This is a genomic window from Stenotrophomonas sp. YJH_SMC_58 (assembly GCF_059369635.1).
In genome coordinates this window covers 526,918-539,102 of record NZ_JCAFSW010000001.1, presented here as the reverse complement: position 1 = coordinate 539,102, position 12,185 = coordinate 526,918, and the positions used below count along the sequence as shown (strand labels likewise).

13 protein-coding genes are annotated in these 12,185 nt (G+C 67.8%); 5 read left to right on the top strand and 8 right to left on the bottom strand.

All coding sequences use genetic code 11. The features are described from left to right. Nucleotides 1-61 precede the first annotated feature (61 nt). Both AC5P68_RS02335 and AC5P68_RS02330 read right to left on the bottom strand, forming a co-directional pair. The gene (locus AC5P68_RS02335; RefSeq protein ID WP_005411024.1) at nt 62-712 is read right to left on the bottom strand and encodes a thiol:disulfide interchange protein DsbA/DsbL; all 651 of its coding nucleotides are present in this window, start codon (nt 710-712) and stop codon (nt 62-64) included. Nucleotides 713-818: 106 nt separating this feature from the next. Further along, nucleotides 819-1,619: a c-type cytochrome gene (locus AC5P68_RS02330; protein WP_033835228.1), complete on the bottom strand. Its 801-nt coding sequence runs from the start codon at nt 1,617-1,619 to the stop codon at nt 819-821. A 156-nt stretch (nt 1,620-1,775) separates the two neighbouring features. Between AC5P68_RS02330 and yihA the strand changes: the two genes are divergently transcribed. Beyond that, nucleotides 1,776-2,378, top strand: coding sequence for a ribosome biogenesis GTP-binding protein YihA/YsxC (yihA, locus tag AC5P68_RS02325; RefSeq protein ID WP_005411022.1), 603 nt, complete (start codon nt 1,776-1,778; stop codon nt 2,376-2,378). Between the two features lie 72 nt (nt 2,379-2,450). Here yihA and AC5P68_RS02320 read toward each other — a convergent pair whose 3' ends face one another. The 3 genes from AC5P68_RS02320 to AC5P68_RS02310 all read right to left on the bottom strand — a co-directional run bounded on the left by AC5P68_RS02320 (nt 2,451) and on the right by AC5P68_RS02310 (nt 5,607). Continuing rightward, nucleotides 2,451-3,422, bottom strand: coding sequence for an MBL fold metallo-hydrolase (locus AC5P68_RS02320; protein ID WP_049402420.1), 972 nt, complete (start codon nt 3,420-3,422; stop codon nt 2,451-2,453). Between the two features lie 659 nt (nt 3,423-4,081). Further along, nucleotides 4,082-4,906, bottom strand: coding sequence for a helix-turn-helix transcriptional regulator (locus AC5P68_RS02315; protein WP_005411020.1), 825 nt, complete (start codon nt 4,904-4,906; stop codon nt 4,082-4,084). Further along, nucleotides 4,903-5,607 carry a VIT1/CCC1 transporter family protein gene (locus AC5P68_RS02310; RefSeq protein WP_231522682.1) on the bottom strand — a complete coding sequence of 235 codons (705 nt, stop codon included), beginning with the start codon at nt 5,605-5,607 and terminating at the stop codon, nt 4,903-4,905. The genes AC5P68_RS02315 and AC5P68_RS02310 overlap by 4 nt, the downstream gene beginning before the upstream one ends. A gap of 152 nt (nt 5,608-5,759) precedes the next feature. Here AC5P68_RS02310 and AC5P68_RS02305 point away from each other — a divergent pair, with 152 nt between their 5' ends. Then, entirely contained in the window at nt 5,760-7,124 is a 1,365-nt protein-coding gene (locus tag AC5P68_RS02305) for a glutamate--cysteine ligase (protein WP_005414465.1), read from the top strand. Nucleotides 7,125-7,245: 121 nt separating this feature from the next. Here the strand turns inward: AC5P68_RS02305 and AC5P68_RS02300 are convergent, their stop codons facing one another. Continuing rightward, entirely contained in the window at nt 7,246-8,304 is a 1,059-nt protein-coding gene (locus AC5P68_RS02300) for an NAD(P)-dependent alcohol dehydrogenase (RefSeq protein WP_012481247.1), read from the bottom strand. Between the two features lie 107 nt (nt 8,305-8,411). Between AC5P68_RS02300 and AC5P68_RS02295 the strand changes: the two genes are divergently transcribed. Next, nucleotides 8,412-9,296, top strand: coding sequence for a LysR family transcriptional regulator (locus AC5P68_RS02295; protein ID WP_024956058.1), 885 nt, complete (start codon nt 8,412-8,414; stop codon nt 9,294-9,296). A 157-nt stretch (nt 9,297-9,453) separates the two neighbouring features. Here AC5P68_RS02295 and AC5P68_RS02290 read toward each other — a convergent pair whose 3' ends face one another. Beyond that, nucleotides 9,454-10,116: a TetR/AcrR family transcriptional regulator gene (locus tag AC5P68_RS02290; protein ID WP_049433569.1), complete on the bottom strand. Its 663-nt coding sequence runs from the start codon at nt 10,114-10,116 to the stop codon at nt 9,454-9,456. Nucleotides 10,117-10,192: 76 nt separating this feature from the next. On the opposite strand from AC5P68_RS02290, the gene AC5P68_RS02285 reads away from it, so the two are divergent. After that, the gene (locus tag AC5P68_RS02285) at nt 10,193-10,888 is read left to right on the top strand and encodes a DAPG hydrolase family protein (RefSeq protein WP_231522683.1); all 696 of its coding nucleotides are present in this window, start codon (nt 10,193-10,195) and stop codon (nt 10,886-10,888) included. Nucleotides 10,889-10,900: 12 nt separating this feature from the next. On the opposite strand, the gene AC5P68_RS02280 is transcribed toward AC5P68_RS02285, so the two are convergent. Beyond that, nucleotides 10,901-11,317 (bottom strand): VOC family protein, encoded by a 417-nt coding sequence (locus tag AC5P68_RS02280; RefSeq protein ID WP_049403557.1) that lies wholly within the window; start codon nt 11,315-11,317, stop codon nt 10,901-10,903. 114 nt (nt 11,318-11,431) lie between these two features. On the opposite strand from AC5P68_RS02280, the gene AC5P68_RS02275 reads away from it, so the two are divergent. Further along, on the top strand, nt 11,432-12,109 hold the full coding sequence (locus AC5P68_RS02275; protein ID WP_005411012.1) for an SMI1/KNR4 family protein: 678 nt from the start codon (nt 11,432-11,434) through the stop codon (nt 12,107-12,109). The last annotated feature ends 76 nt before the right edge of the window (nt 12,110-12,185 follow it).

Sequence of the window (12,185 nt, the reverse complement as noted above, 5' to 3'; positions counted from 1 at the left end):
CGGCCAGAGGGAAATGATGACATGCGGCGGCGACAGCGCCGTGTCGGTGGTGGGTGTTGGTTCAGCGGCCGCGGGCAGCGCGGGCCTGGGCGATCAGCGCCGAGGCGATGCGCAGCTGGTCGTCGAAGCTGTTACCACGCACCAGGTACTGGCCGTTGATGATCAGCGCCGGGGTCCCCGGGATCCTGGTGCGCTGGGCGAACGCGCGCGCGGCATCGACCTTCTTCTGTACGGCGTCGCCGCGCAGGGCCTGCAGGTAACGGTCCGGGGTCACGCCATACGCCTTGTAGAAGGTGGCGAGCTCATCGGCCGAGACGTTCTGCATCGGCAGCGATCCCTGCTCGTGCAGGGCCTTGAACACGGCAGCGTGGCTGCGCTTGGCCACGCCGACCTCGTCGGCGGCGTAGTAGGCCAGTGCCCAGGCATCCCAGGCGCCACCGAAGGCAGCCGGGACCGGGGTGAAGCGCACGTCGGCCGGCAGCTTGGCCGCCCAGGCTTCCAGCTGCGGTTCGAAGTGGGCGCAATGCGGGCAGGTGTAGCCGAAGACCTCGACCACCTCGATCTTGCCGGCCAGCGGCTGGAACGGGCCCGGCTGGGCGATGCGCTCGTAGTCTTTGCCCTCGACCAGCGGGGCATTGGCGGGGGTAGCGGCGCAGGCTGCCAGCGGCAGCAGCACCAGCACGGACAACAGCAGGCGGGAAATCAACCTCATCGACACGCATCTCCGTTGAAAAAAGCAACGCCGGCGCGGTCGCCGGCGTGAAGGAAACATACCGCAGGCGCGGGCCGTGGTGGCGGCCCGGGCCGACCAGTGGTGGTCAGGGGGCGGCAGCCGGTTGCGCCGACGGGGGGGCAGTGGCCACATCGTCGGCCTTGTTGTGCAGGCCCTGCAGGTAGCTCGACAGCGCCTGCACCTCCTGCTCGCTCAGCTTCTGCGCGACGGTCGCCATGATCTGGAAGTGGGCCTTGTCGGTCTCGTTGGTCTGGCCGGCCTGGTATTCCTGCAGGCGGCGCGCGACATAGCTGGCGTGCTGACCACCGATGTGCGGATAGGCCGGACCCGGATTACCGGCACCGCTGGGGCCGTGGCACGCCATGCAGGCCGGCAGGCCGCGCTTGGCGTCGCCGCCACGGTACAGCTGCTGGCCGATCTCGTAGAACTTCATGCCCTTGTAAGGGCCGTCAGCGACTGCCGTGTCATCGGCGATGCCGGCGGTGGCCTTCTGCGTGGCGAAGAACGCGCCGATATCGCGCATGTCCTGCGGGGTGAGGTTCTGCACGAACGGCACCATCGCCACCGCCGCGCCGGAACTGCGCTGCCCATTGGCGATCAGGGCCATCTGCTGGGCGACGTAGCGTTCGCTCTGGCCGGCGATAGACGGGTACATCTCCACCGTGGAATTGCCGTCGGCGCCATGGCAGGCCGCGCAGGCCGAGGCCTTGGTCTGGCCGGCCTTGGCATCGCCCCAGTGGGTCTTGCTGAAATCCACCTCCAGCGAGGCGGTGTTGATCGGCCCGTTGTCGGGCAGCGGGGTCAACGTGGTCTGCGCGAACGCAGCAGCGGCAACGACTACAGCAGTGGCAAGGGCGGATACGGCAAGAACGCGAGCGTGGCGCATGCTGAAGCTCCGTATGGACCGGGCCGGGCGGTGGCCGCCGGCATCGCCCGGATTATCAACGCCGTTTCCGCGCACGGTCAACGCAGCAGTGCAGCAAAATGCCCGCAGAGGCCGCCGGCACGGGCGCGCGGCGCCGCAACATGCGATCCTAGGCACATGTCATTGCTCATCGAACGCGCCCGTTACCACCTTTCGGCCCACAACGTGCGGCAGCTGCCGCCCGACGAAGGGGCCGAAGTGGCCTTCGCCGGCCGCTCCAACGCCGGCAAGTCCAGTGCGCTCAACGCGCTGACCCGCCAGAACGCCCTGGCCCGTGTCTCCAAGACCCCTGGCCGTACCCAGCAGCTGGTGTTCTTCCAGGTCACCCCGGAAGCGCATCTGGTCGACCTGCCAGGTTATGGCTATGCAAAGGTGCCGCTGGACCTGCAGGCGCACTGGCAGGCCTTCATCGACAAGTATTTCCGCACCCGCGAAGCCCTGAAGGGGCTGGTGGTGGTGATGGACATCCGCCATCCGCTGAAGGACTACGACCGGCAGATGCTGTCCTACGCCGTGCAGCGCGGCCTGCCGGCGCACGCCCTGCTGACCAAGGCCGACAAGCTCAGCCGCAGCCAGCAGATGCAGTCCCTGCAGAAGGTGCGCAAGGAACTGCAATCGGCCTACGGCGACAGCGTCAGCGTGCAGGTGTTCTCGGGCGAAGACCGTACCGGCGTGGACGAAGCCCGCGGCGTGATCGGCGGCTGGCTGGGGCTGGAGTAAGGCATTTCCGGTCGCCCGGCTGGCAGCCGGGCGCTACCCGATCGGTGGGTGCCGACCTTGGTCGGCACACCCTCACAACGGCGAATACTCCGCCGGCACCCACGCATAGGCCTTGCCCTCGCCACGCACATGGCCCAGGCCTGGGAAGGGCAGGTGCGCACCGGCTACCCACCAGCCGTTGGCGGTGGCCTGCTGCAGCAGCCCGCGACGGCTGGCGATGGCCGCTGTGCGGTCCGAATCGGCCTCGAATGCCGCCTCCGGGTGCGCGAACTGCACCGCATGGAAGTGCAGCACATCACCCCATACCAGCAGTGACTGGCCCTGGCTGTCGAACCGGTAAGAGACATGGCCGGGCGTATGGCCATGGGTGTCCATCGCCACCGCGCCGCCGGGCAGGGCGTCGCCGGGGCTGAAGGTGCGCAGGTGGCCGCTGGCCTGGTATGGCGCGACCGCATTGCGTGCCAGCGGGAAGGCGAAGCGCACGCCCTTCGGCGCGGTGGCCTCGCTGGCTGGGTTGAGCCAGTAATCGGCATCCGCCTTGGACAGCCACACCGTGGCATTGGGATAGGCCGGCTTGCCCTGCGCGTCGAGTACGCCGCACAGGTGGTCCGGATGGGCGTGGGTCAGCAGCACCTCATCCACCTCGGCCGGGTCCACGCCGGAGGCGCGCAGATTGCCCAGCACCTGGCCCAGGCCGGGGCCGAAGCACTGCGCGGTGCCGGTGTCGACCAGGGTCAGGTGGTTGCCCTGGCGGATCAGGAACGCATTGATCGCGGTCTGCAGGCCCTTCTTGTCTTCCGGCACGTAACGGCCTTCCAGCAGGCGGCTGACCAGCGTCGGCGGCACGTCCACCACTTCCTGCCGGCCGAGCGCGACCACGCCGTCGAACAGGGCGGTGACCTGCAGCGCACCGATGCGCTGGTGATAGACACCAGGGACCTGCTGGGTGGGGGCGGGCGAAGTGGCCTCGGCCAGCGCGACCAGCGGCAGGGACGACAGGGCCAGCAGCAGGGCGCCGCGCAGCGGCAGGGGACGCAGGGTCATGGCGGTTCTCGGTGGATGACGGGCGGTTCCGTTGTGCCCAGAGTGCCGTGGCCGGTGTGTGCACGGCGCTCAAACCACTGCGCGGAATGCTCAGGGAAGGGGTGTTGTCTGCAGGGCTGCGCCCTGCACCCGCTACGAGCCAGGGCAACGGCCGAAGCAACAGCAACAGCGACAGCGGGCTATGCGTGGGATGGCGGGGTGGGTCCGGTTGCGGGAGACGCCGTAAACCCGTCCATGGGGGCTTGGCCGCGGCATCCATGCCGCGGACACTCCCGCAACCGGACCCGCCCCGCCTTCGACAGATCTCCGCGATCTGTCAGCTCGTGGGGTCAGATCCGTTTTCCGCAGGAAAACGGATCTGACCCCAGAGTTTCATTCGATATCTGACAGATGTGTCGACCAAGGTCGACACCTACCAACAGCCGCGCGGAACAAAGCCGCAGTTGCCAACAGCCGAGTGAACCTGTCGAAGGCGGGGCGGTGTGGGTGGGCAGGACCGTTGGCGCCATGGATGGCGCCATCGAGCCCCCAGGGACGGGTTTACGGCGTGTCCTGCCCACCCACACCGCCCCGCCATCCCACGGAATGCACGCTGTTGCTGTTGCTCCGGCTCTTGCTCTCGCTTCGGCGGGTGCAGGGCGCAGCCCTGCCGAACCCCCTCAAATGTCTGTGGGAGCCAGTCCGTACTGCTCGGCGAAGCGCTTGCTGAAACTCGCCGCAGACCGGTAGCCCGCGCGCGCTGCCACGGTCTTCAACGGCAGGTCCGTGGTGTAGAGCAGCTGCATGCCATGCGCCAGCCGCGCCTCGGTGAGCAGCTGGCGCAGGCTGGTGTCTTCGGCGGCAAGACGGCGGCGCAGTGTCGCGCCGCTCAACGCGAACTGTTCTTCCACATCGCGCGATTGCCAGTCGCGGGCCGGTTCGGCGGCGATGCGGTCGCGGATCTGTTCGCCCAGGCTCGGTGCCTGCGGCAGCAGCAGGTTGCCGTGGCCCTGCCGGCACAAGGTCAGTACCAGCGAGGCCAGGGCCAGCCGCGCTTCGCTGTAACGACCGTCCTGCAGCGATTGCCGCCACTGGCGCAGCACCGCGCCATGATCGATCAACGGCAGTCGCGCCATCGCCTGGCCTGGCGCGGGAAGCTCCTCGCTCCACAGCGTGCGTGCGGCCGCCAGCACTTCGGCACACAGCGGCACGATGGCACTGAGGTAGCGGCCACTGCGTGGGTCGGGGGTGTTGACCACATCGATGCGGCAGCGCTGGGTCAGCAGCAGGATGTCGCCGGGGATGAACTCCAGCGACTGGTGCGCGGTACGCACCTGCTTGCGGCCTTCCAGCAGGATCGCGAACTGCGGTTGCGGAATCTCCACCGAGCTGGCGCCATGTTCGCGCCGAGCGGTGATGCACGCATAACCTTCGGCGCGTGCGCAGCCGGCCAGGCTGGCCATCTCGGCCAGCAGTGCGGTAACTGGCGGCAGCATGCCGGTCATGTCACCTGGGCGCCGAACAGGCGACCGACGCCTGCAGCGGCGGCCATTGCCAGTGCCCCCCAGAACATCACCCGCATTGCGCCGCGTACCGGCGGGGCGCCGCCGGCCTGGGCTGCCACCGCGCCGGTCAGGCACAGGCCAAGCAGGGTACTGGCCGTGGTCATCAGTGCGACCTTGTCGACCGGCGCCAGCAGGGCGGTCAGCACTGGCAGCGCCGCACCACAGGTGAACGCACCGGCCGAGGCCAGCGCTGCCTGCAGCGGACGGGCGCGCAGGGTATCGGTGATGCCCAGTTCGTCGCGGGCGTGGGCACCCAGCGCATCGTGGGCGGTGAGCTGTTCGGCCACCTGCCGCGCCAGCGCAGGCTCCAGGCCGCGGTGTCGGTAGATTGCGGCCAGCTCCTCCAGTTCGCTGTGCGGATCGTCGCGCAGCTCGCGCTTTTCCATTGCCAGGTCGGCCGCTTCGGTGTCGGCCTGGGTCTGCACCGAGACATATTCGCCCGCCGCCATCGACATCGCGCCGGCCACGGTACCTGCCACGCCGGTGGCCAGGATGGTCGCAGCCGAGGCGCCGCTGGCGGCCACGCCGACCACCAGGCCAGCCACCGAGACGATGCCATCGTTGGCGCCCAGCACGGCGGCTCGCAGCCAGCCGACGCGCTCGGAGCGATGCAGTTCGGGGTGTCGTGAATGGCGGCTCATGGCTCTGAGTGTACGAGGGTCAAGAGGGCGTCGGTAGGATGCTGAAACCCGTCACCGTCGCATGACGCAACGGGGTGCCACGCTATAGTGCGCCCTTGCGATGGAAGGCCGCGAGCCCCACATCCCCCGCCACCGTCCAGCGAGCCTTTCCCTTGTCGAGCCCCAGCCACGTCGCCGATACCCCCATTACCGACCGCTCGCAGCTGGTGGAGGTGATCGCCTCCGGCGAGAAGCCCCGCGCGCAGTGGCGCATCGGCACCGAGCACGAGAAGTTCGGGTTCCGCCTGGATGACCTGCGCCCGCCGACCTTCGAAGGCGAGCGCGGCATCGAAGCGCTGCTCAACGGCCTGGTCCGCTTCGGCTGGGAGCCGGTGCAGGAGAACGGCAACACGATCGCCCTGCTGCGCGATGGCGCCTCGGTGACGCTGGAACCGGCCGGCCAGCTGGAATTGTCCGGTGCGGCGCTGGAGACCATCCACCAGACCTGCGTGGAGACCGGCACCCACCTCAACGAAGTGGCGCAGGTGGCCGGCGAACTGCAGCTGGGTTTCCTCGGCATGGGCTTCCAGCCGAAGTGGAAGCGCGACGAGATGCCTTGGATGCCCAAGGGCCGCTACAAGATCATGCGTTCGTACATGCCCAAGGTCGGTTCGCTCGGCCTGGACATGATGACCCGCACCTGCACGGTACAGGTGAACCTGGACTACGCCACCGAAGCGGACATGGTGAAGAAGTTCCGCGTATCGCTGGCGCTGCAGCCGATCGCCACCGCGCTGTTCGCCGATTCGCCGTTCACCGAAGGCAAGCCCAACGGCTACCTGAGCTACCGCTCGCACATCTGGACCGACACCGACGCTGACCGCACCGGCATGCTCGACTTCGTGTTCGAGGATGGCTTCGGTTACGAGCGCTATGTCGATTACCTGCTCGACGTGCCGATGTATTTCTCCTACCGCGATGGCATCTACCATGACGCCAGCGGGCAGAGCTTCCGCGATTTCATGCAGGCCAGGCTGCCGGTGCTGCCGGGCGCGCTGCCGACGCTGCGCGACTGGTCGGACCACATGACCACCGCGTTCCCGGAAGTGCGCCTGAAGAAGTACCTGGAAATGCGCGGCGCCGATGGTGGTCCGTGGAGCCGCCTGTGTGCGCTGCCGGCGTTCTGGGTCGGGCTGCTGTACGACGACGCCGCGCTGGACGCTGCGTGGGACCTGGTGCGTGACTTCACCCTGGCCGAGCGCCATGCACTGCGCGACGGCGTGCCGAAGCATGCGATGAGCCTGCCGTTCCGCAATGGCACGGTGCGCGACCTGGCCCGCGAAGCCGTGAAGATTTCCGTCGAAGGCCTCAAGCGCCGCGCGGCGCGCAATGCCGACGGCCAGGACGAGAGCAAGTTCCTGGACGTGCTGCAGGAGATCGTCGAATCCGGGCTGACCCCGGCCGAGCGCAAGCTGGCGCTGTTCCATGGCCGCTGGCACGGCGACGTCGATCCGGTGTTCCGCGAATTCGCGTACTGAGTGGATTGCGGTAGTGCCGGCCGCTGGCCGGCAGCCAGGCGGGGGCGCCGGCCAGCGGCCGGCACTACCAGAAAAAAACCCCGGCATTGCCGGGGTTTTTCTTTTTCGCATCTGCCCTGGATCAGGCCGCGTCCTTCATCGTCGCCATGTCGATCACGAAGCGGTAGCGCACATCGTTCTTCGCCATGCGTTCCCAGGCTTCGTTGACGTTCTTGATGTCGATCATCTCCACATCGCTGACGATGCCGTGCTCGGCACAGAAGTCCATCATTTCCTGGGTTTCAGCCATGCCGCCAATCGCCGAGCCGGTCAGGTGCTTGCGGCCGAAGATCACGCTGCCACCGGTCAACGGCGGGTCCAGTTCGGTCAGCACGCCGACCAGGCACATGGTGGCTTCACGCTTGAGCAGGCCCATGTAAGGGTTGGTGTCATGGCCGACCGGGATGGTGTTGAGCAGGAAGTCGAAGCTGCCGGCGTGCGCCTTCATCTGCGCGGCATCGCGCGAGACCAGTACCTCATCGGCGCCCAGGCGCTTGGCGTCGGCACCCTTTTCCGGCGTGGTGGTGATCATCACCACGTGCGCGCCGAGTGCCTTGGCGAACTTCACGCCCATGTGGCCGAGGCCACCGAGGCCGATCACGCCGACCTTCTGGCCCGGGCCGACCTTCCAGTGGCGCAGCGGCGACCAGGTGGTGATGCCGGCGCACAGCAGCGGGGCGGCGGCCTTCAGGTCGAGGGTGTCGGACACCTTCACCACGAAGCGCTGTTCGACCACCACGTGGTCGGAATAGCCGCCGTAGGTCGGCGCGCCGCTTTCGCGTTCACGGCCGTTGTAGGTCCAGGTCGCGCCCTCTGCGCAGTACTGCTCCAGGTCGTGCTCGCAGGCATCGCAGTGGCGGCAGGAGTCGACCATGCAGCCGACGCCGGCGTGGTCGCCGACCTTGAAGCGGGTGACGTTGCTGCCGACCTCGGTCACGCGGCCGATGATCTCGTGGCCCGGCACCATCGGGTAGATCGAGCCACCCCAGTCGTCGCGGGCCTGGTGCAGGTCGGAGTGGCAGATGCCGCTGTAGAGGATCTCGATGCGCACATCGTCCGGGCCGACCGCGCGGCGTTCGAACTCGAAGGGCACCAGCGGGTCGGTATGGGAGTGGGCGGCGTAACCACGGGCGAGGGACATGGGGAATCCTTGGCAGGGTTTGTCGAAAGGCGTTTTACAATACGCCCCGTACCCAGCCGCAAGAAGCACGGATATCGGCATGATTCATCAAGTGAAACTGCACAATCATGGCCACTGACAATCTCACCCACCTGGCCGCGTTTGCGGCGGTCGCCCGTCACCGCAGCTTCCGCCGTGCCGGCGCCGAGCTGGCGCTGTCGACCTCGGCGGTGAGCTATGCGATCCGCGCGCTGGAGGAACGGTTGGGCGTGGGCCTGTTCCATCGCACCACCCGCAGCGTGGCCCTGACCGAGGCCGGGCAACGCCTGCTGGAACGCCTGCAGCCCGCGCTGGGCCAGGTGAATGACGCGCTGGAGGAGATGAACCAGTTCCGCGCCGCGCCGGCGGGCCTGCTGCGTATCAATGCTACCCGCGCCGCAGTGCCGACCCAGTTGGGGCCACGGCTGGCGCGCTTCCTGCACGCCCATCCCGACGTGCGGGTGGAGCTGACCGAGAACGATGGCCTGGTCGATATCGTTGCCGAAGGCTACGACGCCGGCGTGCGCCTGCACGAGTTCGTACCCGAGGACATGGTGGCGGTGCCGATGGGCCCACCACTGCGTGGCTTGATTGTCGGCTCGCCGGACTACCTGCGGCGGCGCCCGGCGCCACAGCATCCGCGCGACCTGGCCGCACACGAATGCATCCGCTTCCGCTTCGCCAGCGGGCATCTGTACAAGTGGCAGTTCGAGCGCGGTGGGCAGGCGCTGGAGATCGATGTACCGGGGCGGCTGACGCTGTGCGAGCAGGGCACCGTGGTCAGAGCGGTACTCGATGGCATCGGCCTGGCCTATGTGCTGGAAGACACCGCCCGCCCGTACATCGAATCCGGTCAGATGGTGGCAGTGCTGGAAGACTGGAGCGAACCGTTCGCCGGCTTCGCGCTGTACTACCCGAAGCAGCGGCAGATGCCCGGTGCGTTGCGCGCGTTCGTGGACATGCTGCGCGAGTGAGTTGCTGCAGGAGTGCCGAACAACGGTCGGCACCGTGGAAGGCCATTGCCGACCAACGGTCGGCACCCACCGGGGAAGGCCATTGCGGGGCAGGCCATTGCCGACCAACGAATCGGGACCGGCCGGTAGATCCACGCCACGCGTGGATGGAGCAACCTTACGGCGCCTGCAACACCGGCGCCAACAACGCCACGCAGTCGCGCAGGTGCACGTCCACCGGCGCATCCTCGGCCACCACACCGATCACGCGTTCGCGCAGCGGCTCGGCCACGGCCATCGCCAGCAGCAATCGCGCCATGCGAACAGGATCTCCCTCGCGCAGCAGCCCACGCTGTTGCTGGCGCGCCAGCCAGTCGGCCAGCAGCGCACGGCCGCGTTGGATGCCGTTGTCCAGATAGGCCTGCAGCAGCGCGTCCTTGCCGGGAAAGTCGGTGGCCAGCAGGCGGAACACCTGCACCGCCTGCGCCGACAGCGCCTGCGCGCACACCGCGTGCAGGATGTCCTGCAGCAACGGCACGACCTCTTGGGCATTGCGCGCATCGCGCTGCAGTTGTGGCGCGAAGCCGTCGGTCCACTCACGCACCGCCAACCCAACCAGTTCCTCGCGATTGCTGGCGTGGCGGTAGACGGTCTTCTTCGCCACCCCGGCGTGCGCCGCCACCGCTTCGATGGTGGTGGCCTCGTAGCCCTGCGCCAGCAGCAGTTCCAGCGTGGCCTGCAGCACGGCGTGGCGGACTTCGGCTTCCGGCCGCGCAGGGCGGCCGCGGCGGCGGGTCGGTGATGTGGGCTCGGGCACGGTGGTGCTGTTCATTGCGCCCATCTTACCGCATCCGGACAATTGCGAAACGAATAGCGTTTCCATATTGTCGGGGCTCCCAACACCGCAGGAGACCCCGATGTATACCGCTGTGAACGCACGCGCCTGGCTGGACCACCACGATCTGCTGGACCCGGCGCCGATGCACCTGGAGACCGGCATCCAGCGCCGCGAAGACGGCACCCTGCTGGTGGCGGTGCGCACCGATCTGCACGGCTGCAAGGGCCGCATGCTGGACTGGTGGTTCACCTTCTTCGAGACCACCCAGCACATCCGCTGGTGGCATCCGGTCGATCATGTCGAGCATCGCGGCTGGGACGCGGCCTGGCAGCGCGGACGCAGCTACCACGGTGCCAGCATCCATGCGGTGGAATCGCTGGCCGACATTCCGCCGGTGGCGGCGCGCCTGAAGTTCCATGACCCGCGCACGCTGCTGGTGCCCGAGCGCCTGCAGGCGGCACAGGATGCAGGCGATGTATCGGCGGTGATCGCCGCGCGCATCGGCTTCGGCGACCACGTCCGCCTGGATGCAAACGGTGATCCCTGCGACGGGCAGATGCTGCACGTGGCGCGTGATACGCCGTTTGGCTGTGTGCTGCGCAGCCGCTTCGTGCTCGGCCTGGACAGCGCCGATCCACGCTGCGATGCCGGCGATGCGGTCGGCCTGGGCCTGCTCAAGCATTGCTACACGGAGTTCAGTTTCCTCTCGCGCCTGCTGCCGTCGCTGTACTACGGCGAGCGCGCCAACGGCGAAGCGGTGCCGTTGCCGTGGTGAACGTGGCGCCTGTCATTCGACCAGCGCGTCGTAGCCTTCGCCACTGAACTGGATCAGGCAGAAGCCGTGGCCGAACGGATCGGCCAGCACGGCGATGTGCCCCCAGCGACGCTCGCGCACGGACTGCTCGAGCGTCGCCCCGGCTGCGACCGCACGTACCAGCGCGGCTTCGATGTCATCCACCACCCAATCCAGGTGCAGCGGCGTCCAATGGCGCTCGTAGTCGCGCACGTCGCCGTCTTCGGTGGCGGCGCTGCCGGCGTCGTTGTGCAGCAGGTAGAGCGGCGTTGGCCCACCGAGCAGCTCCACGGCGCCCGGGCCGAGACGGCGGCCGATGCGCAGGCCGAAGGCCCGGATGTAGAAGTCTTCGGCGGCGGCCAGGTCGGGCACGTCGAGGTTGACGATGAAGCTGTGGGCAGTGGCGTTCATGGCAGCGATGGGCGGCATCCGGTGGTCGCAGTCTAGTCCTGCCGCGTGCTGCGACCCGTTCATCTCCTGCGCGGATTCGGGCAAGCTGGGCGGTCTCTATCGACAAGGACATCCATGAGCGCGCTATCCGGCATCGAACAGGCCACCGGCCAGTCCTTCCCGCCCCTGTTCAAGCAGCTGCACGCAGCGGATCGGTTGAGTTGGGGTGCCCCACATCCGGAATGGTCCGAGGTGGTATTCCCGACGCTGCAGGCGGATCCGCCGGTGCTGCTGTATGCCCAGGACTATGAGCCCCTGGAGGACGATGAGCTGCTCGAGGCGTGGCAGGAGTTGACTGCGGAGGATCATTACAATCCCCTGCGCACTGACCTGCAGTTGCTGCCCTTTGCGCGGACCGGCGGTGGCGACAGCTACTGCTTCTGGAGCAACGCGCCCGGCTTTGCCGAGCCCCCCGTCGTGCTGGTGTGGCATGACGATGATCGTGCCGATGTGCTGGCCGCCAGCTATCAGGATTTCCTGTTCCGCAAGATGGTCGAAGCCGTTGCTGACTACCAGGGGCCGTACACGCTGCTGTCGCACGGCGAGCTGGCCAGCAACCTGCGGCGCTGGCTGCAGAGCCACCAGCCGTTCCTGCGCGATGACCAGTACGCAGCCCTGCAGCGGCTGTTCGCCCGCGTTGACGATATCGCTGAAGGAAACATCAGCGACGAGGATGCACAGGCCATCGTCGCTGAGGTGATCGGCTTCGAGCGGTTGGACGAGTCGTTCGCCTACGTGCGCGAGGACGCCTGAAGGCCGGGGTCGGATCCGCGCGCAGCGTGGCTCTGACGCTTTGTTCGCCGAACAGGGGGCAGAGCCCTTTCCGTTG